18 protein-coding genes are annotated in these 23,627 nt (G+C 73.7%); 4 read left to right on the top strand and 14 right to left on the bottom strand.

Annotated elements, in window-relative coordinates; genetic code table 11:
* Positions 1-15: 15 nt before the first annotated feature.
* The 9 genes from ACH35V_RS12565 to tkt all read right to left on the bottom strand — a co-directional run bounded on the left by ACH35V_RS12565 (position 16) and on the right by tkt (position 13,027).
* Complete coding sequence (locus tag ACH35V_RS12565; protein ID WP_395972167.1) at positions 16-1,227, bottom strand: Ig-like domain-containing protein; 1,212 nt, start codon at positions 1,225-1,227, stop codon at positions 16-18.
* A gap of 99 nt (positions 1,228-1,326) precedes the next feature.
* Positions 1,327-2,106 (bottom strand): 6-phosphogluconolactonase, encoded by a 780-nt coding sequence (pgl, locus tag ACH35V_RS12560; protein WP_395972165.1) that lies wholly within the window; start codon positions 2,104-2,106, stop codon positions 1,327-1,329.
* Positions 2,103-3,134: a glucose-6-phosphate dehydrogenase assembly protein OpcA gene (locus ACH35V_RS12555; RefSeq protein ID WP_395972164.1), complete on the bottom strand. Its 1,032-nt coding sequence runs from the start codon at positions 3,132-3,134 to the stop codon at positions 2,103-2,105. The genes pgl and ACH35V_RS12555 overlap by 4 nt, the downstream gene beginning before the upstream one ends.
* Positions 3,134-4,672, bottom strand: coding sequence for a glucose-6-phosphate dehydrogenase (zwf, locus tag ACH35V_RS12550; protein ID WP_395972162.1), 1,539 nt, complete (start codon positions 4,670-4,672; stop codon positions 3,134-3,136). Before zwf ends, ACH35V_RS12555 begins: the two co-directional genes overlap by 1 nt.
* Before the next feature lie 33 nt (positions 4,673-4,705).
* A complete protein-coding gene (locus ACH35V_RS12545; RefSeq protein WP_395972161.1) occupies positions 4,706-6,343 on the bottom strand; it encodes a hypothetical protein in 1,638 nt (545 codons plus the stop codon).
* Positions 6,340-8,025: a phosphoheptose isomerase gene (locus ACH35V_RS12540; RefSeq protein ID WP_395972160.1), complete on the bottom strand. Its 1,686-nt coding sequence runs from the start codon at positions 8,023-8,025 to the stop codon at positions 6,340-6,342. Before ACH35V_RS12540 ends, ACH35V_RS12545 begins: the two co-directional genes overlap by 4 nt.
* Before the next feature lie 84 nt (positions 8,026-8,109).
* Positions 8,110-9,777, bottom strand: a complete 1,668-nt coding sequence (locus ACH35V_RS12535) for a glucose-6-phosphate isomerase (RefSeq protein ID WP_395972159.1) — start codon at positions 9,775-9,777, stop codon at positions 8,110-8,112.
* Positions 9,774-10,889, bottom strand: coding sequence for a transaldolase (gene tal, locus ACH35V_RS12530; protein WP_395972158.1), 1,116 nt, complete (start codon positions 10,887-10,889; stop codon positions 9,774-9,776). Before tal ends, ACH35V_RS12535 begins: the two co-directional genes overlap by 4 nt.
* 11 nt (positions 10,890-10,900) lie before the next feature.
* The gene (gene tkt, locus ACH35V_RS12525) at positions 10,901-13,027 is read right to left on the bottom strand and encodes a transketolase (RefSeq protein ID WP_395972157.1); all 2,127 of its coding nucleotides are present in this window, start codon (positions 13,025-13,027) and stop codon (positions 10,901-10,903) included.
* 446 nt (positions 13,028-13,473) lie between these two features.
* Between tkt and ACH35V_RS12520 the strand changes: the two genes are divergently transcribed.
* Genes ACH35V_RS12520 through ACH35V_RS12510 form a run of 3 tightly spaced genes read left to right on the top strand, consistent with a single transcriptional unit; the run spans position 13,474 to position 16,828 of the window.
* Positions 13,474-14,484, top strand: coding sequence for a heme o synthase (locus ACH35V_RS12520; protein ID WP_395972156.1), 1,011 nt, complete (start codon positions 13,474-13,476; stop codon positions 14,482-14,484).
* 43 nt (positions 14,485-14,527) lie between these two features.
* Positions 14,528-15,778: a PrsW family intramembrane metalloprotease gene (locus ACH35V_RS12515; RefSeq protein WP_395972155.1), complete on the top strand. Its 1,251-nt coding sequence runs from the start codon at positions 14,528-14,530 to the stop codon at positions 15,776-15,778.
* 48 nt (positions 15,779-15,826) lie between these two features.
* Positions 15,827-16,828, top strand: coding sequence for a heme A synthase (locus ACH35V_RS12510; protein ID WP_395972154.1), 1,002 nt, complete (start codon positions 15,827-15,829; stop codon positions 16,826-16,828).
* A 2-nt stretch (positions 16,829-16,830) separates the two neighbouring features.
* Here ACH35V_RS12510 and polX read toward each other — a convergent pair whose 3' ends face one another.
* From polX to ACH35V_RS12485, 5 genes are all read right to left on the bottom strand, one after another.
* On the bottom strand, positions 16,831-18,549 hold the full coding sequence (gene polX, locus ACH35V_RS12505) for a DNA polymerase/3'-5' exonuclease PolX (protein WP_395972153.1): 1,719 nt from the start codon (positions 18,547-18,549) through the stop codon (positions 16,831-16,833).
* A 53-nt stretch (positions 18,550-18,602) separates the two neighbouring features.
* Positions 18,603-19,439, bottom strand: coding sequence for a proteasome subunit beta (gene prcB, locus ACH35V_RS12500; protein ID WP_395972152.1), 837 nt, complete (start codon positions 19,437-19,439; stop codon positions 18,603-18,605).
* An 82-nt stretch (positions 19,440-19,521) separates the two neighbouring features.
* Positions 19,522-20,460: an EamA family transporter gene (locus ACH35V_RS12495; protein WP_395972150.1), complete on the bottom strand. Its 939-nt coding sequence runs from the start codon at positions 20,458-20,460 to the stop codon at positions 19,522-19,524.
* Positions 20,461-20,463: 3 nt separating this feature from the next.
* Positions 20,464-21,222: an ABC transporter permease gene (locus tag ACH35V_RS12490; protein WP_395972727.1), complete on the bottom strand. Its 759-nt coding sequence runs from the start codon at positions 21,220-21,222 to the stop codon at positions 20,464-20,466.
* 8 nt (positions 21,223-21,230) lie between these two features.
* Positions 21,231-22,169, bottom strand: coding sequence for an ABC transporter ATP-binding protein (locus tag ACH35V_RS12485; RefSeq protein ID WP_395972149.1), 939 nt, complete (start codon positions 22,167-22,169; stop codon positions 21,231-21,233).
* Positions 22,170-22,368: 199 nt separating this feature from the next.
* On the opposite strand from ACH35V_RS12485, the gene ACH35V_RS12480 reads away from it, so the two are divergent.
* The gene (locus ACH35V_RS12480) at positions 22,369-23,613 is read left to right on the top strand and encodes an arginine deiminase (RefSeq protein ID WP_395972148.1); all 1,245 of its coding nucleotides are present in this window, start codon (positions 22,369-22,371) and stop codon (positions 23,611-23,613) included.
* Positions 23,614-23,627: the final 14 nt, after the last annotated feature.

Here is a 23,627-nt window from a genome sequence, read left to right as displayed (position 1 = left end):
CGGATGCCCGGCGGGTCACTTGAGCGGGGCGGCCGTGACGGGCTTGCCGGTCGCGCCGCCCGCCAGCCAGTCCTGCCACGACTTCGCCCACGGCGTCGGGCCGTTGCCGAACTGGAGCTGCCGCGACGTGCCGGTCACCTTGACGATGTCGCCGCGCTGGGCGAAGTCGTAGAAGAACTTGGCGTCCGAGGGGGAGGCGTTCACGCAGCCGTGGCTGACGTTGTCGTTGCCCTGAGAGTCGGTCGACCACGGCGCCGAGTGCACGAACGTCCCGCTGTAGGTCAGGCGGACGTTCCAGTTCGTCTTGATCCGGTACTCGCCGGGGTTGCCGGTGGTGGCGGAGTCCATGACGATGCGGCCCGCCTTCTCCTGGACGATCATCGTCCCGCTGTAGCTCTCGTGGCCCGGCTTGCCGAGGCTGACCTTCATCGTCCGGACCGTCCGGCCGCCGTCGGTGACCGTGGCGCGGTGCCGCTTGGCGTCGATGGTGGTGACGTGCTTCGGGCCGACGGTGAAGGACACGCTGCGGTCCTTCATCCCGTACATGCCCTCGCCGGCCTTCAGGCCCGCCAGGTGCGCGACGACCTTCACCTTCTGCCCGGACGGCCAGTACTCGCGGGGCCGGAAGTCGACCTCCTTGTCGCTGACCCAGGTCCAGGCGCCCTCCACCGGCTCGGACGCCTTGACCTCGAGGGCCTTCTCCACGGCGGCCTTCCCGGCCTTCGTGCTCACCGGCCTGGACAGCAGTAGTTGCACCGGCATGCCCACGCCGACCGTCTCGCCGTCCAGCGGCGACATGCCGCTCTCCAGCTTCTTCTGCGGCGTCAGCGTCGTGAACGTGGACGTCGCCGTGGCCTGCTTGCCGCCGTCGCCCGCGCCCTTCGCGGTCACCGTGTACGTGGTGGACGGACGCAGCGTCCACGCCGACTTCCACGACGAGCCGTCCGGGGCGAGCGTCCCCTGGGCCTTGGCGTTCTTCTTGCCGTAGGTGAGGGTGACGCTGGTCAGCCTGCCCTTGTCCGCGGTGACGGTGACGGGCTTGTCGGGTTCGACCTGCTGGGTCCCGGTCGCGGGCGCGATGGCGAGCTTCACCGCGTCCTCGGCCTTGCCGCCGCCCCCGCCGCCGTCGCCCCCGGACGAGCAGCCCGCGGCGGCGATGGCCGCCGCCGCCGTGATCGCCGCGATCGCCGTTCCGGTCCGGCCCTTCAGCACCAGAGCACTCCTCACGCTTGACGCGTCCCTTTGTCAGGGTATGCACGGTTTTACGCAAGGCATGCGAAAGCGCGGAGAATGGTCGGATTTCGCCTGGCCGGGGCCTGGCCAGGGTCAAGGGGACGCCAGGCCCTCCGCGCCGTGCGGGAGCCGTGCGGCGGCGGCCCTGTCCAGGAGGAACAGCGTCCCCTGCCGGCCCCGCGCCCCGGCGACCGGCGCCCGAAGGGGCGACGGCTCCGTCAGCCCGAGCCGGACGGCCTCCGCCTTCGACTCGCCCGCGGCCAGCACCCACACCTCCGTCGCGGCCTGCAGCGACGGGAACGTCAGCGAGATCCGCGTCGGCGGCGGCTTCGGCGCGCCCCGCACCGCCGTCACCGGGCGCTCGTCGCGCAGCGCGGGCGTCTCCGGGAACAGCGACGCCACGTGCGCGTCCGGGCCCACGCCGAGCATCAGCACGTCGAACGGCGGCACCCGCTCGCGGTCTTCGGGACGCGCGGCGGCCCACAGCTCGGCGGCGTAGCGTGCGGCGGCGGCGTCGGGGTCGTCGCCGTCCGGGCCGTCCGCCGCCGGCATCGGGTGCACCCGCGCCGGATCGACCGGGACGTGGTCCAGCAGCGCCGCGCGGGCGCCGGTCTCGTTGCGCTCCGGGTCACCGGCGGGCAGGAAGCGCTCGTCGCCCCACCACACGTCCACGCGGCCCCAGTCGACCGCGTCGCGGGCGCCGGACGCGGCCAGCGCGGCGAGCACCGCCGTGCCGACGCCGCCGCCGGTCAGCACGATCGACGCCGACCCGCGGGCCGCCTGCGCGTCCACGATCCGGGTCACCAGCCGCGCCGCCGCCGCCTCCGCGAGGACGTCCTGGTCGCGGTGCAGCAGGACCGACAGGGGGATCACGCGTCCTCCGCGTGGTCCCGGCCCTGCTCCTCGGCCTCCTCCTTGGCGGGCCAGGTCTTCGCCGCGTCCGCCGTCGCCGACAGCGGCTCGCTCGCCGTGCCCTCCTTCGTCGTCCCGCCCGCGAGGTCCTTGGCGAACCGGGCCGCGGCGTCGTGGTACACCTCGTCGGGGTCGAGCCGGCGCAGCTCCTCGGCCAGCAGCTCCGACATCGGGCGGCGCATCAGCGCCACCTGCCGGTCGGGCTGGCCGGGACGGCACAGCGTCGCGACGCGCCCGTCCGGGCGGTGGATCACGATGTCGCCGCCGGTCGTCGCCAGCCGGACGCCGGTGATGCCGGGCCCCTCCGACACCGCCCGGTCCATCGGGACGCCGAGCCGGATCGACAGCCACGCCGCCAGCAGCTCCGCGCTCGGGCTGTCCGGCTCCGCCGTCACCTCGCCGGACACGATCTCGTCGTGGTCCTGGTCGAGCGCGGCGGCCAGCAGCGACCGCCAGTTCGTCAGCCGCGTCCAGGTGAAGTCGGTGTCGCCCGGACGGTACCCGGCCGCGAGCTGCGCCAGGGTGCCGAGCCGGTCGCGGGCCGCGTAGGAGTCCGTCACCCGCCGCTGCGCCAGCCGGCCGAGCGGGTCCTTGGCCGGAACCTTCGGGACCTTGCCGCCCGGCCACCACGTCACCACCGGGGTGTCGGGCATCAGCAGCGGCACGACCACCGAGTCGGCGTGCTCGGCCAGCGGCCCGTACATGCGCAGCAGCACCGTCTCGCCGGGCCCGGTCTCGCCCATGCGGATCTCGGCGTCCAGCCGGGACGAGCTGCCGCGCGGGTCGCGGGAGATCACGGTCAGCACCCGGCACGGATGCTCGCGCGCCGCCTCCGTCGCCGCGCGCACCGCGTCGTACTGCGCGGACTCGTCCGTCACGATGATCAGGGTCAGCACCATGCCGACGGCGGGGCCGCCCATCAGGTGCCGGGACTGCGTCAGCGCGTCCTGGATCTGCCGGGTGGTCGTCCCCGTGAGGTCGATGTTCATCAGAGCCTCCTCCAGGCGCGGCCGTCGCGGGCCATCAGCTCGTCGGCGCTGTCGGGCCCGTAGCCGCCCGACTTGTACTGGTCGAGGCCGCCCCGGCTCGCCCAGAACTCCTCGATCGGGTCCAGGATCCGCCAGGACAGCTCGACCTCCTCCTGGCGCGGGAACAGCGGCGGGTCGCCGATCAGCACGTCCAGCAGCAGCCGCTCGTACGCCTCGGGCGAGGTCTCGGTGAACGACTCGCCGTACGCGAAGTCCATGTTGACGTCGCGGATCTCCATCGAGGTGCCCGGCACCTTCGAGCCGAACCTGACCGTGATGCCCTCGTCCGGCTGCACCCGCATGACCAGGGCGTTCTGCCCGAGCTCCTCGGTGTCGGTCTCCGAGAACGGCAGGTGCGGCGCCTGCTGGAACACCATCGCCACCTCCGTCACCCGGCGGCTGAGCCGCTTGCCGGTGCGCAGGTAGAACGGGACGCCCGCCCAGCGCCGGTTGTCGATCTCCAGTTTGACGGCGGCGTAGGTCTCGGTGCGGGTGTCGGCGGGGATGCCGTCCTCCTCCAGGTAGCCGCGGACGTTCACGCCGCCCTGCCAGCCCGCCGCGTACTGACCCCGCGCCGTGGAACCTTCCAGATCGCCTGGCACCCGCACCGACGACAGGATCTTGGCCTTCTCCGCCCGGACGGCCTCCGCGCTGAAGGAGGTCGGCTCCTCCATCGCGGTCAGCGCCAGCAGCTGCAGCAGGTGGTTCTGGATGACGTCGCGGGCCGCGCCGATGCCGTCGTAGTACCCGGCCCGGCCGCCGATGCCGATGTCCTCGGCCATCGTGATCTGCACGTGGTCGACGAACGAGCGGTTCCAGATCGGCTCGAACATCGAGTTGGCGAACCGCAGCGCGAGGATGTTCTGCACGGTCTCCTTGCCGAGGTAGTGGTCGATCCGGAAGATCGATTCCTCGGGGAAGACGCGGTGGACGGTGTCGTTCAGCTCGACGGCGGTCTTCAGGTCGCGGCCGAACGGCTTCTCGATCACGACCCGCCGCCACGAGCCGTCCTTGCGGTCGGCGAGGCCGCTGCGCCGCAGCTGCTCGACGACCTTCGGGAAGAACTTCGGCGGGATCGACAGGTAGAACGCGTAGTTGCCGCCGGTGCCGCGGGTGTCGTCCAGCTCCTTGACGGCCATCGACAGCGCGTCGAACGCGCCGGGGTCGTCGAACGTGCCGGGGACGAAGTGCATGCCTTCGGACAGGTGCGTCCACACGTCCTCGCGGAACGGGGTGCGGGCGTGCGCCTTGATGGACTCGTGGGCGATCTGGCGGAAGTCCTCGTGCTCCCAGTCTCGGCGGGCGAAGCCGACCAGGGAGAACCCCGGCGGCAGCAGCCCCCGGTTCGCCAGGTCGTAGATGGCCGGGAGCAGCTTCTTGCGCGACAGGTCGCCGGTGACGCCGAACAGCACGAGCACGCACGGCCCGGCCACGCGCGGGAGGCGCTTGTCCCGCGGGTCGCGGAGCGGGTTGGCCGGGCTGATCAGTGGGTCGGTCACGTGGTCCCCTTCGTCGGTGATCGCACTGCGTGCTCAGTCCCCTTCTCTGGCGGAGTCGAGCAGCCGGGCGAGCCCCGCCCGGCGGTTCTGCAGGTGCAGCCGCACCACCGGGCGGCCGGCCGCGCGCGCGTCGCGGGCGTCCCCGAGCGCCCGCGCGAGCTGCAGCATGCCGAGCCGGTGGTGGCGGCCGGGGACCGGCACGTCGCGGACGACGTTCCCGGTCACCATCAGGTATACGCCCCCGTCGCGGTGATCATTCCAGATCGCGGGGTGGCCCGCGCCCCAGTCCACGGTGACCGGGCGGCGGGAGCGGGCGGCGAGCAGCGCGGCCAGCCGGCGCACCTGCCCGCCCTGCCCGTGCGGCTCGTCCGGGTCCAGGTAGGCGACGATCGCGAGGTGCTCGTCGGCGCCGATCCGGGCGGCGAGCGCGTCCACGAGCGCGGGCAGGTCCGGCGCGGCCATCAGCTCCGGGACGGTCGTGAACACCTCTACGGCCTGGCCGGGGACGCCGTCGGCGAGGAGCGGCTCGCCGGTCCCGTCGTCGAGCGTCATCGGGGCCGCGCCGTGCCGAGGCGCGAGAGGGTCCAGCTCCAGCAGGTAGGACGCGACGGCCGCGGCGTACTCCCACACCACGAGCTGGGCGGCGAGCGGGCCGGTGACGGTGGCGTCGTCCTGGCGGGGGCGGCCGTCGAACGTCACGAGGAACAGGTCGTCGTCGGGCCGCAGGGGGAGGCCGCCGTCCTGGACGACCGGCGTCAGCCGCCCGCACGCCGTCTCCTCCAGCAGCAGCGCGACCCACCGCGCGATGCCGGGAAGCGCCGCCGGGTAGCCGCCGAGCACGGCCGTGCGCCGCCCGGCGCGGACCGCGCCGCCGAGGATCGCGCCGAGGACGAGCCCCGGGTTGTTCTCCGGCCGCGTCAGCGACGGCAGGACGGCGGTCGCGCCGTCGAGCAGCGCGGGGATGTCGGCGCCGGCGAGGGCCGCGGGCACCAGCGCGTAGGGGGACAGGGCGCCGAACGCGGTCGGCGCGGGCGCCTCGATCAGCGGATGGCCCGCCTCGGCGGCGCGCTTGGCGGCCGCGGCGCGCGGCTCGGCGACCGTGACGAACCGCCGCGCGACCTCGGCGGACGACAGGCCGAGGGCGTCGCGGAGCAGCCCGTCCAGGACCTCGCGGAGCGCGTCGGAGCCCGGGTCGTCGCCCGTCACGACGAACAGCGTCCGGTTCAGCCGCTCCGGGTCGTCGGCGAGGCGCAGCAGCGGGCCCGGCTCCGGCCCGTCGAGGACGGTGAGCGGCATGATCGGGGAGCCCGGGTCGTCGTCGGCGTCGTCCGCGGCGAGCCGGTGGGCCGCGACGATCAGTTCGGCGGCGCGGGCCGGGGCGCCGTGCCCGAGCAGCGCGACCTCGGTCAGCCCGTCCGCGCGGGCCTGCCGGCGCAGCTCACCGGCCCGGTCCAGGGCGGCGCGCCCCGGCCCCGGCTGGCTCGGCCAGCACAGCGCGCGGCCCTCCGCCCCGGCGGCGCGGGCGGACGGCCACAGCGACGGGTCCTCCGAGGCGAGCCGGACGGGCACCTCGTCGATCCAGAGCCGGCCCAGCACCCGCTCGGCGGCCTCCCTGAGCGGCCCGCGGGCGGTGATGGCCGTCTCCCCCGAGACGACGGCGGTGAAGCTCACGGCCTGCGCGCCCCCGCCACCGCCCGCACCGCCTCGGTGAGCCTGCCCGCGCCGTCCACCGGGTCGCGCAGGTGCAGCCGGATCACCGGGAGCCGCCGCCTGCGCAGCGCCCGCAGCTCGCCGAGCGCCCGCGCGATCTGCAGCTTCGCCAGGCTGTAGGGGCGGCCGGGGACGGGCTGCGCGGCGAGCGTGTCGCCCGGCGCCGGGTCGCCGGTGATGATGAGGAACGCGCCGTTGCCCCGGCCGTCCTTGTGCACCGGTCCAGTGGCGTGCGGGTAGGCGGGCCCCGGCCCGTAGGCGACGGGACGCCCGGACCCGCGGGCCAGGGACGGCGCCAGATACCGGCCGGAGAAGTCTCCCAGGTACGTCATGACCGACAGGTACCCATCGGACGGGACGGACGCGACCAGCCCGCCGAGGACGGTCTGCAGCTCAGCGCCCGGCGGCCACGGGAAGTCGGCGTGCACCTCGATGCCGTCCTCGACGTACACCGGACGCTCCCCGGACGGCGGCCCGTCGCCCGCCGCGCGCAGCAGCGCCGCCGCGTCGTCCTCCGCCTCCTGCACGACATCGCCGCCCGCCTCGAACGGGTTCACGCCGAGCAGCCACCCGGCGACCGCCGTCGCGTACTCCCACAGCAGGAACTGCGCGCCGAGCGGCGCCCACACCGAGGTGTCGGACTCGTCGTCGTTCGCCGTCCGCGGGTTGATCGACACGCCGTGCACGTCGGGGAACGCGCCGCGCCCGCCGAGCGCCTCCAGCGCCAGCACGCCCCGGCCGCGCTTGCCGGTGCCGACGGCGAGGAGCTGGGAGATCCAGGCGCTGAGCGCGCCCGTCCCGCCGGGCTCGCGCAGCAGCACCTTGTCGCGGGCGACGCCGCCCTGCCCCTGCTGCGCGCAGCCGCCGAGGATCGCGCCGAGCAGCAGGCCGGGGTTGTCCTCGTCCTTGCCGAGCGACGGCACCAGCGCCGCCGCCTCCTCAAGCAGCCGCTCCGCGTCCGCGCCCGCGAGGACGGCCGGGACCAGCCCGTACGCCGACAGCGCGCCGTAATGCCCCGGCAGGTACGGGTCGGTCAGCCCGATCCGGTAGCCGCACTGCCGGGCGAAGTCGTGCAGCGGGCTGCCGTGGTCGGTGATGACGAGGAACCGGCTCGCGATCTCCCGCTCCGACAGGCCCCGCTCGCGGAACGCGGCCGCGAAGATCCTGCGGTAGGCGTCGCCCTCCAGCGACACGCCCGCCTTGCTGGCCAGCACGACCAGCGTCCGGTCCAGCCGCTCCAGCGCGAACGCGAGGGCGGCGGTGTCGCAGCCGTCAAGGACGGTCAGCTCCCCGGACGGGCGGGCCGTGCCGTTCGCGTCCTGCCCGGCGGCGCCGGGCGGCGCGTGCGCCTCCATGATCGCCTGCGCGGCGAGGCTCTCCGCGCCGACGCCGATCAGCACGATGTGGTCGAGACCCGAGTAGCGCGCCTCCGCGACCAGGCCGTCCACCTGGGTCAGCAGCCCGCGGGAGGCGAACGGCAGGTCGAGCCAGCCGAGCCGGCTGTGGTCGACCGCGCGCCGGCCCCACAGCCGCGGGTCCTTCGCGGCGAGCATGCCGGGAACGCCGCAGCTCACGAGGTAGTCCCTCGCCCGCAGCGCCGAGTCCAGCACGTCGCCGCGCGTCAGTACGTCGAATCCGGACACTGCACCCTCCCTCCCCCCATCGTTTCAGGAGAGAAAGGGCATTCGCGACCATCTCCATCGATCTTCTTCGGCCCGGCGGGGCGGTCAGCCGAGCGCCTCGGCGAGCTGGGCGAGGCCGTCCGCGCGGTCGCGCAGATGGAGGCGGACGGCGGGACGGCCGAGCGACCGGACCACCCGCAGGTCGCCGAACGCCTGCGCGAGCTGCAGCTCCCCGAGGCTGTACGGCCTGCCCGGGACCGGGACGTCGTCCGTGACGGCCCCGGTGACCTGCACGAACGCGCCGTTCCGCGGGCCGCCCTTGTGGTACTGGCCGACGGCGTGCAGCGACCGCGGCCCCCACCCGAACGTGACGGGCGCCGGACGCCGCCGGACCTTCGCGCCCCGCGCGGCCAGCAGCGGCCGGAGCGCGGCCGCCGCCGCGTCGCCGACCCGGTCCAGGTAGGCGACCGCGGCGAGGTAGCCGCCGTCCGGGACGTCCTCCAGAACCACGTCGAGAGCCTCGGCCAGGGTCTGCGCGCCGCGCAGCGAGCCTTCCGGGGCGTGCACCTCCACGGCGCCCGCCACCAGTTCGGGCGGCCTGCGCACGATCGTGGGCGCCGCGCCGTCCTCGGAGCGCAGCAGTGCCGCCGTGCTGTCCAGCGACTGGGCGACGTCCGGCTCGGCGAACGGGTCCACGCCGATCACGCGGCACGCCGCCGCGACCGCGTACTCCCACAGCAGGAACTGCGCGCCGAGCGGGCCGGCGACGCTCACGCCCGCCTCGCGTCCCGGGCCGGGCTCGTCCGGGCGGCGGCCCAGGATGACGCGGCGCAGGTCGTCGGTCAGCTCGAAGCCCGGGGCGTCGACGCTCTCCACGACGACCGGCAGCAGGCCCTTGCCGTCCTTGCCCATCGCCCCGCCGACCAGCTGCTCCGCCCACGCGGCGAAGCCGCCGAGCCCCGAGCCGTGGTCGGCGATGACCAGCTTGTCGCGGGCGCCGAGCGCCGACGAGCCGAGCGCCGCGCCCAGCGCCAGCGCCGGGTTGTCGTAGGGCTGCCGGAGCGCCCGCGCCAGCCGGGACGCCTCGTCCAGCAGCGCGGTCACGTCGACCCCGGCGAACGCGGCGGCGACGAGGCCCCGCGCGCCGAGCGCACCGAAACGCGAGTCGACGTCGGCCTCGGCGTGGACGAGGTGGTGGCCCGCGTCCAGGGCGGCGCGTTCGAGCGCGGAGCCCTCCTCCGCCACGACCACGAACCGGCGGGCCAGGTCGGCGCCGTTCAGGCCGGCGTCGGAGAACGCCCGCCCGAAGACGCGGCGCAGCGCCTCCGCCTCGACGCTCTCGCCCACCACGACGACGAGCGTCCGGTCCAGATCGCCCGCCAGGACGCGCGACACCTCATGCGGGTCGGAGGTGTCCAGGACGATCAGTTCCGTCCCCGAGGAGCCGCCTGCGGTGCGGAACATCGCGTCGGCGGCGAGCGCGGAACCGCCCGCGCCCAGCAGGACGACCTGGTCGAGACCGGCGTCACGGGCCTCGGCCGCCGGATCGGCCAGCCGGCCCGCCGGCGACCGCGAGGTCTCCGGCAGGTCCAGCCAGCCGAGGCGGCGGGCGGCGAGCGGGGCCGCGTCGGGCCCCCACAGGTTGGCGTTCCCGGACGTCAGCGAGCCCGGCACGCCGTCGGAGACGAGACGGTCCAGGACCGTCTCGCTCTCGTCGAGGACGGCGCCGCGGATGGTGACCGAGATCCCCCCGGCGGTCACCACCGAGGTCACGCGCCGGCCCTCTTGGCTTCCAGCTCGCCGGTGATGGAGTCGAGCAGTTCCTTCCACGAGGCCGCGAACTTCTCGACGCCCTCGTCCTCCAGCACCTTCACGACGTCGTCGTAGTCGACCCCGGCGTCCTTCAGCGCCGCCATGTGCGCGCGGGCGCCGTCGTAGGCGCCGCGGACGGTGTCGCCGCGCAGCTGCCCGTGGTCGGCCACCGCCGCCAGCGTCGCCTCCGGCATCGTGTTGACGGTGCCGGGCGCGACGAGCTCGTCCACGTACAGGGTGTCGACGAGGTCGGGGTCCTTCACGCCGGTCGAGGCCCACAGCGGGCGCTGCGGGCGCGCGCCCGCGTCCTTCAGCGCCTTCCACCGGTCGGTGCCGAACTTCTCCTCGTACAGCGCGTACGCGAGCCGTGCGTTGGCCAGGCCCGCCTTGGACTCCAGCGCCTTCGCCGCGTCCGTGCCGATCTTCTCCAGCCGCTTGTCGATCTCGGTGTCGACCCGGCTGACGAAGAACGACGCCACCGACGCGATCCTCGACAGGTCGTGCCCGTTCTCCCTCGCCTGCTCCAGGCCGGTGAAGAACGCCTCGATGACCTCGCCGTAGCGCTCCAGCGAGAAGATCAGCGTCACGTTCACGCTGATGCCCTCCGCCAGCGCCGCCGTGATCGCGGGCAGGCCCTCCTTGGTCGCCGGGACCTTGATGAACAGGTTGGGCCGGTCCACCAGCCACCACAGCGCCCGCGCCTCGGCGACCGTCCGGCGGGTGTCGCGGGCCAGGCGCGGGTCGACCTCGATCGACACGCGCCCGTCCAGGCCGTCCGTCCGGTCGTACACCGGGCGCAGCACGTCGCAGCCCCAGCGGATGTCGTAGGTGGTGATCGCGCGGGACGCCTCCTCGACGTCCACGCCCCGCACCGCCAGGTCGCGGACCTGGTCGTCGTAGGCCGTGCCCTTGCTCAGCGCCTTCGCGAAGATCGTCGGGTTGGAGGTCACCCCGACGACGTTGCTGTCCTTGACCAGCTCGGCCAGGTCGCCCGACCGGAGCCGGTCGCGGCTGATGTCGTCCAGCCAGATCGACACGCCCTCGTCCGAGAGCGCCTTCAAGATGTCGCTCATCGTGCCTCTCCCTAGTTGCCGGTGGTCTCGCCGCGCCCGGCGTGCTTGACGCCCGCCTTGATCAGGCTGGCCTTCGCCGCCGCGACGACCCGCTCGGAGGTGATGCCGAACTGCAGGAACAGCGTCTTGTAGTCGGCGGACGCGCCGAAGTGCTCCAGGCTCACCGCCTCGCCGGCGTCGCCGATGAAGGCGCGCCAGCCGAGCGCGATCCCGGCCTCGACCGACACGCGGGCGCGCACGCCCGGCGGCAGGACCTCCTGCCGGTAGGCGTCGGTCTGCGCCTCGAACCACTCCACGCACGGCATCGACACGACGCGGGTCGGGGTGCCCTCCGCCTGCAGCGTGTCGCGGGCCTCCAGCGCGAGCTGAACCTCGCTGCCGGTCGCGATGATGACCACGTCGGGCTGTCCGCCGTCCGCGTCGGCCAGCACGTAGCCGCCCTTCGCGACGCCCTCCGCCGACGCCAGCCCGGTGCCGCGGTCGAGCGTCGGCAGCTTCTGCCGCGTCAGCGCGAGCCCGGCCGGGCGGTCGGCGTGGGTGAGGATCGTCCGCCACGCCACCGCGGTCTCGTTCGCGTCCGCCGGACGGACGACGTCCAGGCCCGGGATCGCCCGCAGCGCCCACAGGTGCTCGACGGGCTGGTGCGTCGGGCCGTCCTCGCCGAGCCCGATCGAGTCGTGCGTCCACACGAACGTGACCGGCAGCTTCATCAGCGCCGCCAGCCGCACCGCCGGGCGCATGTAGTCACTGAAGATCAGGAACGTGCCGCCGTACGGGCGGGTGCCGCCGTGCAGCGCGATGCCGTTGCAGATCGCGCCCATCGCGTGCTCGCGGACGCCGAAGTGCAGCGTCCGGCCGTACCGGTGCCCCGGGAACTCCTTCGTCTGGAACTCCTCCGGGATGAACGACGGCTCGCCCTTCATCGTCGTGTTGTTGCTCTCGGCCAGGTCGGCAGAGCCGCCCCACAGCTCCGGCAGCACCGGCGCCAGCGCGGCCAGGATCTGCCCGGACGCGGCACGGGTCGCGATGTCCTTGCCGGGCTCGAACTCCGGCAGCGCGCCGCCCCACCCGGACGGCAGCGCCCGGGACGAGATCCGGTCGTACTCGGCCGCCCGCTCCGGGTTCGCCGACCGCCACCCCTCGAACGCCTTGTTCCACTCGGCGTGGTCGGCGCGGCCCCGATCGCACACCTGCCGGGCGTGCGCCAGGACGTCCTCGGGGACGTGGAACGTCTCCGCCGGGTCCATGCCGAGGATCCGCTTGGTCGCCGCGACCTCCTCCTCGCCGAGCGCAGAGCCGTGGACCTTGCCGGTGTTCTTCTTGTTCGGCGCGGGCCAGCCGATGATCGTCCGCAGCGCGATGAACGACGGGCGCGACGTCTCCGCCTTCGCCGCGGCGAAGGCGGCGGCCAGCGCGGCGACGTTCTCCTCGTAGTCGCCGTTCTCCGTCCAGTCGACGTGGTGGACGTCCCAGCCGTACGCGGCGTACCGGGCGCGGACGTCCTCTGACAGCGCGATCGCGGTGTCATCCTCGATGGAGATGTGGTTGTCGTCGTACAGCAGGATCAGGTTCCCGAGCCGCTGGTGGGCGGCGAGCGCGCTCGCCTCGTGGCTGATGCCCTCTTCGACGTCGCCGTCGGACGCGAACGCCCAGACCGTGTGGTCGAACGGCGACGCGCCCTCCGCCGCGTCCGGGTCGAACAGGCCGCGCTCGCGGCGCGCCGCCATCGCCATCCCGACCGCGTTCGCGACGCCCTGCCCCAGCGGGCCCGTCGTCGTCTCCACGCCCGCGGTGTGCCCGAACTCGGGGTGGCCGGGGGTGAGGCTGCCCCACTTGCGCAAAGCCTTCAGGTCTTCCAGCGTCATCGGGTAACCCGACAGGTACAGCTGGATGTAGAGGGTCAGGCTGGAATGGCCGCAGGACAACACGAACCTGTCCCGGCCGGGCCAGTGCGGGTCCGTCGGGTCGTGCCGGAGGAAGCGCTGGAAGAGGAGGTAGGCGGCGGGCGCGAGGCTCATCGCCGTCCCCGGGTGGCCGGACCCCGCCTCCTCGACCGCGTCCATGGCGAGGGCGCGGATCACGTCCACCGCCGCCCCGTCCTGGTCGGACCACTCAAACGTGCTGTTGTCCCTGCTCACGGAACGCCGGGCTCCTCTCGAACCGGTGTACGGATTGTGCTCGTGCGCCGCCCGCGCGCGCCCGCCCATGAGCGGTAACGTCCGGCGGCGCGGCGCCTCTTCCCGCCGGCCCCGTGCGACGCCCCGTCCGCGACCGGCGAAGATCATGACTCGCCCTTCGCGAGCCTATCGCCAAGCACCCCTGCCCGGACGTACCGGCGGCTAACCCCTCGCACAGGGGATCGCGCCGGGGCCCGAGCGGGGGATCGCGCGGGGATCCGGGAGGTGATCCGGTGACCCGGTGCGTGACCCCCGGAGGGGGCGCACTACAGTGATTGCGCGGTTGACGACAGCGGCCGCGGCAGGAAGAAGCCGGAAGTTGCATCCAGCCGAGGCCGGCCCGGATCGCGGGGGCGCCGCCGAGGTGTACGCGACTTTCTCATCCCTAGTTGGACGTGGACCCGATTGTGACGGTGCTCAGTAACAAGCGCGGGGTCGAGGTCGACCTCGACCTCGACGAGGGGGCGTCCGTGGCCCCGCTCGTGCCGGTGGCCGCCGGGCCGGACCTCGACCTGGCCCCGGCCGTCCGGCGGACGTTCGGGGCGAGCCTGCGCGCCTATGTCGCGCTGACGAAGCCGCGCGTGATCGAGCTGCTCCTGATCACCACCATCCCGGTGATGTTCCTGGCGTCCGGGGGCGTCCCGCAGCTGTCCACCGTGCTGCTGACGCTGGCGTTCGGCACCATGTCCGCCGGCGCCGCCAACGCGATCAACTGCTACATCGACCGCGACATCGACGCCAAGATGCGCCGCACCCGGCGCCGCCCGCTGGCCCGCCACCAGGTCACCCCCGCCCGCGCGCTGATCTTCGGGGTCGGGCTCGCGGCGCTGTCCACGGCCGGGTTCCTGCTCGCCGTCAACCCGGTCGCCGCCGGCGGGTCGCTGTTCGCGATCCTGTTCTACGTCTTCGTGTACTCGCTGCTGCTCAAGCGGCGGACGTCCCAGAACGTCGTGTGGGGCGGCATCGCCGGGTGCATGCCCGTCCTCATCGGGTGGGCGTCGGTCACCGGCGGCGTCGCCTGGACGCCGCTCGTCCTGTTCGGCGTCGTGTTCCTCTGGACGCCGCCGCACACCTGGACGCTCGCGATGCGCTACCGCGACGACTACGCCCTCGCCAAGGTCCCGATGCTGCCGGTCGTCGCCACCGAGCGCCGCGTCGTCACCGAGAGCCTCGCCTACACCTACGCCACCGTGGCCTGCTCGCTGCTGCTGTGGCCGGTCGCCGGGATGGGGCCGGTGTACGGCGCCGTCGCCGTCGTCCTCGGGCTGGTGTTCCTCGCCGAGGGCCACCGGCTGCTGCGCGCGGTGCGGGCCGGGGTGACGGGCGTCCACCTCCGGCCGATGCGGTTCTTCCACCTCTCCAACGTCTACCTGGCGCTGCTGTTCACCGCCGTGGCCGTCGACCCGATCTTGTCGTAGGCGGTCTCCCCGTTCGCCGCTACGGGCCGTTACGCTTCGCCACATGACGCACGTGGACCCCAAGGCGGTGCTCGAAGGGCGGGTTCCGGGGCGGCCGCCGGTCGGAATGATCCTCGGCATGACCGTCTCCGGCGTGTGCGTGCTCATCGCGCTCGGCCTGACGGCCGCGCTCGGCGGGGCCGGGTTCTGGGTGGGGGTGCTCCTCGCCATCGTCCCGATCCCGGTGCTGATCGCGCTCGCACTCACCCTCGACCGGCTGGAGCCCGAGCCGCCGCGCGCCCTCGTCTTCTCGTTCCTGTGGGGCGCGGGCATCGCGGTGCTCGGCGCGCTCGTCCTCAACACCGCCGGGCTGCTGTACGTGACCGTCCCGATCTTCGGGGAGACGGAGGGCCACTTCGTCAGCGCCACGTTCGGCGCGCCGCTCATCGAGGAGACGCTGAAGGGCGCCGTCCTGTTCGGCCTGCTGTGGTTCCGCCGCAACGAGATCGACGGCTTCGCGGACGGCATCATCTACGCCGCGATGGTCGGCCTCGGCTTCGCGATGATGGAGAACATCACCTACTACATGCGGGCCTACGACGAGGGCGGCGCGCAGCAGCTCACGGCGGTGTTCGTCCTGCGCGGCCTGATCGCGCCGCTGAGCCATCCGCTGTTCACCTCGATGACCGGGCTCGGCGTCGCCTACGCCGCCACGCACCGCCGGGGCCAGTTCGCCGCGCCGCTCGCCGGGCTGCTGGGCGCGATGGTCCTGCACGGGCTCTGGAACGGCGGCGCGTCGCTGGGGCTCGGCGGGCTCGGCGTCGTCTACGCGCTGGACTTCTGCATCCTCGTCGTCCTGATCGTCATCGTGTTCGTGGAGCGGCGGGGGACCGTCCGGCGCATCGAGGCGTACCTGCCGATGTACGCCGGGACGGGCCTGGTCACGCCGCAGGACGTGCGGATGCTGCGCTCCATGCCGGCCCGCCGCGTCGCCCGCCGCTGGGCCCGCAACGTCGGGGGCAAGGACGCGGCCCGCGCCATGACCGACTACCAGCTCGCGGCGACCGAGCTGGCGCTGCTGCACAAGCGCGCCGACCGGGGCGTCGCCGACCGGGGCTGGTTCGTCGCCCGCCGCGACTCGCTGCTCGGCCTGATGTCGCTGGCCAGGCAGGCCTTCCTGCGGACGCCTCCGCGGTCGGGGGCGGGGGCGGCGGGCCCGCCGTGGGCGGGTCAGGGGCCGTCCGGGTTCACGCAGCCGCCACCCGGCCCACCGCCGCCCGGCCCGCCCGGCCCGCCCGGCCCCTATCGGACGTAACCGGGGGCCGGATCAGGGGCATCGGCGTCCGCCCATACGATTGGTGCCGTGGCAGAGCGACCCTCCTCCAACCTCCTGAACCGGGCCTGGAACGCCGTGTGGCGCCCGACGCCCGGGTCGCTGCGGCTGCTCGCGCTCCTCGGCGTCGTCGGCAACGTGGTCATCGTCGTCAGCGGCGGCGCCGTCCGGGTCACCAAGTCCGGGCTCGGCTGCCCCGACTGGCCGCGCTGCTCCGGCGACAGCCTCGTCCCGACGCACAACCCCGAGCACCACGTGCTCAACATGTCGATCGAGTTCGGCAACCGGCTGATCACCTTCGTGGTGCTGGCCGTGGGCGCCCTGGTGTTCGTCGCGGCGCTGCGGCTGCGCCCGCGCCGCAAGGGCCTGGTGTGGTGGGCGCTGGCGCAGCCGATGAGCGTGGTCGCGCAGGCCGTGATCGGCGGGATCGTCGTCCTGACCGAGCTGCACCCGGCGACGGTGTCCCTGCACTTCCTGGTGTCGCCCGCGCTGCTCGTCTTCTGCGTGGCCCTGTGGATCCGGGCCGGTGAGGGCGACGCGCCGCCGCGCCCGCTCGCCGCGCCTTGGACGCGCCGTCTCGTCGCCGCGCTGATCGTCGCCTGCGCCGCCGTCATGGTCGCGGGCACCGTCGTCACCGGCACCGGCCCGCACGCGGGCGACGCCGAGGCCCGCCGCTACGGCTTCGACATCACCGACGTCGCCCGCATCCACAGCGTCCTGGCCTGGGTCACCACGGCCCTGACGGTGATCGTCCTGATCGCCCTGTACCGGACGGGCGCCCCGCCCGCCGCGCGCCGCCGCGGGCAGGAACTCGCGGGGCTCATCGTCGCGCAGGGCGTCGTCGGGTACGTCCAGTACTTCCTGGGCGTCCCGGAGGGCCTGGTGCTGCTGCACATGCTCGGCTCGGTGCTGATGTGGCTCGCGGCGTTCCGCCTCTTCTTCGCCCTTCGCGACCGCGGCCCCGTCCCGGCGGCCGAACCGGTGGCGGCGCCCGCCACGGCCGCGCCCGCCGAGACCCCTCAGCCCGCCTGACGTCACCGCTTCCGCAGGAACTCGCGGAGCCGGTCCAGCGGCCAGGTGTTGATGACGTCGTCGGGCGTCAGCCAGCCGCGCTGCGCGGTGCCGACGCCGTAGCGGATGTTGCGGTGGTGGCCGAGGGAGTGCGCGTCGGTGTCGACGGAGAACTTCACGCCGAGCCGCTTCGCGCGGCGGATCAGGTCGGCGGGCAGGTCGAGCCGGTCGGGGAACGAGTCGATCTCCATCGCGGTGCCGGTGCGGGCGGCGGCGCGGAACACCTCGTCCCAGTCGGCGTCGACCGGCGGGCGGCGGCCGATGCTCCGCGCGGTCGGATGCCCGATGACGTGGACGTGCGGGTTCTCGCACGCCCGGACGAGACGGCGCGTCATCGCCGCCTGGTCCTGCGTGAAATGGGAGTGGACGGACGCCACGCACACGTCGAAGCCGGACAGGAAGTCGGCGTCCCAGTCGACGCCGCCCTCCGGGTCGATGTTGAGCTCGGTGCCGTGCAGGAGCGTCAGGTCGCGGTACTGCTTCTGCAGGTCGGCGACCTGGTCGCGCTGCGCGAGCATCTTCTCGTCCGTCATCCGCTGCATCACCAGGTTGGGCGCGTGGTCGGTGATCGCGTAGTACTCCAGGCCGCGGGCGTGCGCCGCGGCGACCATGTCCTCCAGGGAGGCGACGCCGTCGGTCAGGTCGGTGTGGCTGTGCAGGTCGCCGCGCAGGTCGTCGACGGTGACGAGCCGGGGCAGCTCCCCGGCGAGGGCGGCCTCGATCTCGCCGGCGTCCTCGCGGAGCGTCGGGTGGACCCACGGCAGGCCGAGCCGCTCGTAGACCTCCTCCTCCGTCTCCGACACGATCAGCTCGTCCGACTCGGCGTCGAACAGGCCGTACTCGGACAGCTTCAGGCCCGCCTTCACGGCGATCTCGCGGGTGCGGATGTTGTGCGCCTGCGACCCGGTGAAGTACTGCAGCGCCGCGCCCCACGACTCCGGCGGGACGACCCGCAGGTCGACCTGCAGCCCCTTGGCCGTGCGGATCGAGGTCTTCTTGTCGCCGCTCGCGATGACCTCCGCGACGAACGGCAGCGCCGCGAACGCCTGCATGATCGGATGCGGGTCGCGGGACGCGGCCAGGACGTCCACGTCGCCGATCGTCTCCCGCATCCGGCGCAGCGACCCGGCGTGCTCGCACCGCTCCACCTGCGGCAGTCCGGAGAGGGCCGCGACGACCTCGTCGGCGACGCTCGCGGCGGCGTCGACCAGGACGCGCTCCCCGGCGCTCTGCATCAGCTCGATGCCGCGGAGGATGTTCTCCTCGGTCTTCGCGCCGAAGCCCTTCAGGCCCTTCAGCCGCCCCTCCTTGATGGCGGCGGCCAGCTCGTCCACCGAGGAGATGCCGAGCTCCTCGTACACGGCGAGCGCCTTCTTCGGGCCGAGCGTGGGGATGGCGGTCAGCGCCCTGACCCCGGCGGGGATCTGCGTGCGCAGCTCCTCCACCTGCCGGATCGTGCCGGTGCCGGTGTAGTCGAGGACCTTCTTCGCGATCGCCTCGCCGACGGCGGGGATCTTGCGGAGCCCGGCCAGGTCGAGGCCGGAGATGTCGTCGGGATGGCCCGCGATCGCCCGCGCCGCCTTCTCGTACGCCCTGATCTTGAACGCGTCGCCGCCGGTGATGGACAGCAGGTCGGCCAGTTCCTGGATGAGGGCCGCAGCCTCGTCGTTCGCCCGTGCCATGCTTCGAGTCTAGAAGCCGGGTCGGACGTTCCCGATGCGGCGGGACGGGCGGGTCAGCGCAGCGGCGCGACGGGGCCGTTCGGGTCGTCCATCCGGGCGCGGACGACGTCCTCGGCGATCGCGGACACCTGCTCCTCCGGCAGCCGCCGGTAGCCGTCCTCGGTGACGACCGCGATCGTCGGGAAGATGCGCCGGGCCAGGTCGGGGCCGCCGGTGGCGGTGTCGTCGTCGGCCGCGTCGTACAGGGCCTGGACGCAGACCGTCGCCGCGTCCTCCAGCGACAGGTCGCTCCGGTACAGCTTCTTCAGCGCGCCGAGCGCGTACGGGGAGCCGGAGCCGTCCGCGTGGAAGTCGCGGGCCTCCTGCGGGGCGCCGGTGATGTCGTAGGTGTAGATCCGTCCCTCGCCGGTGTCGGGGTCGTAGCCGGTGAACAGCGGGACGACCGCGAGGCCCTGCAGCGCCTGGGCGAGGTTGGCCTGGATGACGGCGCCGAGGCGGCGGGCCTTGCCCGGCAGCGACAGCGGGACGGTCTCCATCTTCTCGTAGTGCTCCAGCTCCACCTGGAACAGCCGGACCATCTCCAGCGCCAGCCCGACCGTCCCCGCGAACGCGACGGCGGAGTACTCGTCGCCGCGCTGCACCTTGTCGAGGTGGCGGTAGGCGATGCGGTTGCCCTGGGTGGCGCGCCGGTCGCCCGCCATCATGACCCCGCCGGGGAACGTCAGCGCGAGGACGGTCGTGCCGTGCGGCAGCTCCGGGACGTCCCCGTCCGGCACCCGGTTGACGGGCAGCAGGTCGGGGGAGTGGACGCGCAGGAAGTCGACGAACGACGCCGACCCCGCCTCGAAGTACTCGGGCGGTATCCCCTGGTCCTCGGTCCGGCCGGTCACGGCGGCTCCTTTCCACTGGACGATTCCGCTGGACGATCCTTGATCCCGATCCTTCCACGCTGCCACAACCGTCCGCCACCGCTCAGGCTTCCGGCGCCTCCGGCGGGTCCTTCGCACTGCGGGTGGCGCCCGCGCAGGCGACGATGACGCAGCAGATCGCGGCCCACTGGCGTCCGGTGAGGATCTCGCCGAGCAGCGCCATCCCGACCAGCGCGGCCACGGCGGGCTCCAGGCTCATCAGGATCCCGAAGACGCGGGCGGGCATGCGCCGCAGCGCCTCCAGCTCCAGCGAGTACGGGATCACCGACGACAGCAGCCCGACGCCGAGCCCGATCAGCAGGAGCTTCGGGTCGAGCAGCGCCGACCCGGCGGACGCGATGCCCAGCGGCAGGATCGCGATCGACCCGATGACGCTGGCGAAGGCCAGGCCGGTGGACCCGGGGAACCGCTGCCCGGTCGCGGCGGTCAGCAGGATGTACGCGGCCCAGCACGCCCCGGCGAGCAGCGCGAACGCGATCCCGACCGGGTCGAGGTCGTCGGCGCCGCCCCTGGCCAGCATGACCACGCCAGCCCCGGCCAGCACGACCCACAGCGCGTCCCTGGGACGCCGGGACGCGACGATGGCCACCGTCAGCGGCCCGAGGAACTCGATCGTCACCGCCACGCCCAGCGGGATCCGCGCGAACGACTGGTAGATCGAGAAGTTCATCAGCGCCAGCGCCAGCCCGAAGCAGGCGGCGATGGCGAGGCTGGAGCGGGAGTGGTCGCGCAGGATCGTCCGCATCGCCTTGCGGGCCAGGAACCCCAGCACGATCGCGGACGTCAGCAGCCGGATCGTCACGACGGCGCTCGGCGGCAGCCGGTCGAACAGGTGCTTGGCCATCCCGGCGCCGACCTGCAGGGAGATGATGCCGAGCAGGATCAGCGCGGGCGGCGGCACCGACCCGAGCGACAGCGTCCGGGCGCGTCCGGACGCCCGCGACGCGCCGCCGAGCGACCCGGGCGCCTCAGCGAGCGCCATGCACTACTCCCATTTGAAGAACCTCCCGGCCAGGACGAGCCCCGCGACGGCCCACACCGCGAGGACGAGGAGCGGCGTGCCGGGGAGGGACGCGCCGTCCTGGAGGACGTCCCGCAGCCCATCGGCCAGCGCCGTGATGGGCAGCAGTTCCAGAACGCTCCGGACGCCGCCCGGGAACTCGTCCAGCGGGAAGACGACGCCGCCGACCGCCAGCAGCAGGATGTAGACGAGGTTGGCGGCGGCGAGGGTGGCCTCGGCGCGCAGCGTCCCCGCCATGAGGAGCCCGAAGCCGCTGAACGCGGCCGTGCCGAGCAGCAGCAGGACGATCACCGAGAAGGGGTCGCCGTGCGGCTGCCAGCCGAGCGCCAGCGCCACCGCGCAGATCACGGCGGCCTGCACGGCCTCGACGGCGATCACGGCGAGGGTCTTGGCGGCGATGAGCCCGCCGCGCGGCAGCGGCGTCGCGCCGAGCCGCTTGAGGACGCCGTAGCGCCGCTCGAAGCCCGTCCCGATCGCCTGCCCGGTGAACGCCGTGGACATCACCGCGAGCGCGAGGACGCCCGGCGCGAGGAAGTCGATCCGGCGGCCGGGCCCGAGGTCGAGCAGGGACGTGGCGCCGAACAGGACGAGCAGCACCACCGGGATGATCAGCGTCAGCAGCAGCTGCTCGCCGTTGCGGAGCACGGCGCGGATCTCGAAGGCCGTCTGGGAGAGGATCATCCGCGGCAGCGGCACCGCGCCGGGCGCCGGGGAGAGGTCCATGGGGGCGGTCACGAGCGGAGCTCCCGTCCGGTCAGTTCGAGGAAGACGTCCTCCAGGGTGCGGCGCTCGATCCGCAGGTCCTCGGTCATGACGCCGTGCGAGGCGCACCAGGCGGTGACGGTGGCGAGCAGCTCGGGCCGCACGTCCGCCTCGATCAGGTAGTGCCCGGCGGGCGACTCCTTGGCGGCGCTCCCGGCGGGCAGCGCCGACAGCAGCTCCTCCAGGCCGAGGCCGGGCCGGGCGCGGAAGCGCAGCTGCCGCTCCGCGCCGGTCAGCTCCTCGGGGGCGCCCTCGGCGACGACCTTGCCGTGGTCGACGATGACGACGTGGTCGGAGAGGCGCTCTGCCTCCTCCATGTTGTGCGTGGTGAGGACGACCGAGACCCCGGCGGCGCGGAGCTCCTCGATCAGCGTCCAGGTGGCGTGCCTGGCCTGCGGGTCGAGGCCGGTGGTGGGCTCGTCGAGGAAGACCAGCTCCGGCCGTCCGACCACGGCGGCGGCCAGCGACAGCCGCTGCTGCTGCCCGCCCGACATGCGGCGGATCTGGGCGCGGGCGTGCCCGGCGAGGCCGAGCCGCTCCAGCAGCGCGGCCGGGTCGAGCGGCGTCGCGTGGAACGAGGCGACGAGCCGCAGGAACTCGCCCGCGCGGGCCGTGCCGGGCACGCCGCCCGTCTGCGGCATCACCCCGACCCTCGGTTTCAGCGAACGCCCGTCGGCCACGGGATCGAGGCCGAGGACGCGGACCGTTCCCGAATCCGCTCGCCGGAACCCCTCGCAGATCTCGACCACGGTGGTCTTGCCCGCGCCGTTCGGGCCGAGCAGCGAGGTGACCGCGCCCCGGGCGGCGGTGAGCGACAGGCCGTCCACGGCGGGCCGCGCGCCGCCGGCCGCGCCATAGCGCTTGACGAGCGTGTGCAGCTCGACGGCGCCGTCTCCGGGGGGTGTCATGCCCACGAGTTTAGGTCGGCGGAGGGACGGTCCCGCGCCCGGTCCCGCCGCCGGGACGGTGAAGGCGCGGTAAAGCCGCCGGGTGGAAGTGGATCTAGTTTCGCCCACGTGAGCCGGGGGAATTGACCGCCTGTCGCCGGGGGCGGGGCCCGGCGGCCTGGGACCCGTCACCGGCGCCGGGCCCGAGGAGGTGCGGGGGATGGCGTTCCATGTCGACTCGGAGGTCGGACGGCTGCGGGGCGTCCTGCTGCACCGGCCCGAGCTGTCGCTGAAGCGGCTGACCCCGTCCAACGCCGCGGGCCTGCTCTTCGACGACGTGCTGTGGGTCAAGCGGGCCGTGGAGGAGCACGAGGAGTTCGAGGACGTGCTGCGCGCGCAGGGCGTCCAGACGCACCTCGTCCTCGACCTGCTGCGCGAGACCGTCGAGAACCCCGAGGCCCGCGTCCACATCCTCGACGCCGTCGTCGACCCGCACTGGTTCGGGCCGCTCGCCGTCGACGCGATCCGCAACTGCTTCGACGCGATGGACCCCGCCGAGCTGAGCGCGTTCCTCGTCGGCGGGATCACCAAGCGGGAGATGCTGGAGCGGATGCCGGAGCCCGCCTCGATCGCGTTCCACTCCGTGCCTCTTGACGGGTTCATCCTGCCGCCGCTGCCCAACCACCTGTTCACCCGCGACACGTCCTGCTGGATCTACGACGGCGTGTCGATCAACACGATGCGCAAGAAGGCGCGGATGCGCGAGACGGTGAACATGGAGGCGATCTACCGGTGGCATCCGCTGTTCGCCGACGGCTACGGCAGGCCCGGCGCCGAACACGGATTCCACGTCTGGAACAAGGGCATGGAGATGGCCCCGGCGACGCTGGAGGGCGGCGACGTCCTGGTCCTCGGGAACGGCGCCGTCCTGGTCGGGATGAGCGAGCGGACGCAGCCGCAGGCCGTGGAGATGCTCGCGCAGTCGCTGTTCGCCGCCGGTTCGTGCGGCCGCATCGTCGCGCTGCGGATGCCGCAGAAGCGGGCGTTCATGCATCTGGACACCGTCCTGACGATGGTCGACCACGGGGTGTTCACCAAGTACGCGGGGATGGGGATGCTGCCGTCCCACACCATCGAGCCGGGCGACACCGAGAAGGAACTGAAGATCACCGACCATCCGCCCGAGGACATGGACCGGGCGATCGCGGCCGCCCTCGGCCTGGACGGGATCAAGGTCCTCACCCCCACGCAGGACGTGTTCGCCGCCGAGCGCGAGCAGTGGGACGACGGCTCCAACGTCCTGGCGGTCTCGCCCGGCGTCGTCGTCGCCTACGAGCGCAACGCGACGAGCAACAACCATCTGAGCCGGAACGGGATCGAGGTCATCACGATCCGCGGCAGCGAGCTGGGCCGCGGGCGCGGCGGCCCGCGCTGCATGTCCTGCCCCATCGAGCGGGACGCCTGACGCCCGCGACTTCC

It is taken from the genome of Actinomadura sp. 1N219, from assembly GCF_044326405.1.
In the GTDB taxonomy this organism is placed as follows: domain Bacteria; phylum Actinomycetota; class Actinomycetes; order Streptosporangiales; family Streptosporangiaceae; genus Spirillospora.
Note: the sequence above shows the minus strand (reverse complement) of the source record. Positions and strands in the feature narration are given on the sequence as shown.

What these genes read in the sequence shown, in the direction of transcription:
- tal (WP_395972158.1), bottom strand. Translation starts at nt 10,889, where the DNA reads ATGAGCGACATCTTGAAGGCGCTCTCGGACGAGGGCGTGTCGATCTGG.
- polX (WP_395972153.1), bottom strand. Translation starts at nt 18,549, where the DNA reads ATGGCACGGGCGAACGACGAGGCTGCGGCCCTCATCCAGGAACTGGCC.
- ACH35V_RS12485 (WP_395972149.1), bottom strand. Translation starts at nt 22,169, where the DNA reads ATGACACCCCCCGGAGACGGCGCCGTCGAGCTGCACACGCTCGTCAAG.
- ACH35V_RS12515 (WP_395972155.1), top strand. Translation starts at nt 14,528, where the DNA reads ATGACGCACGTGGACCCCAAGGCGGTGCTCGAAGGGCGGGTTCCGGGG.
- ACH35V_RS12490 (WP_395972727.1), bottom strand. Translation starts at nt 21,222, where the DNA reads ATGGACCTCTCCCCGGCGCCCGGCGCGGTGCCGCTGCCGCGGATGATC.
- ACH35V_RS12480 (WP_395972148.1), top strand. Translation starts at nt 22,369, where the DNA reads ATGGCGTTCCATGTCGACTCGGAGGTCGGACGGCTGCGGGGCGTCCTG.
- ACH35V_RS12495 (WP_395972150.1), bottom strand. Translation starts at nt 20,460, where the DNA reads ATGGCGCTCGCTGAGGCGCCCGGGTCGCTCGGCGGCGCGTCGCGGGCG.
- ACH35V_RS12555 (WP_395972164.1), bottom strand. Translation starts at nt 3,134, where the DNA reads ATGAACATCGACCTCACGGGGACGACCACCCGGCAGATCCAGGACGCG.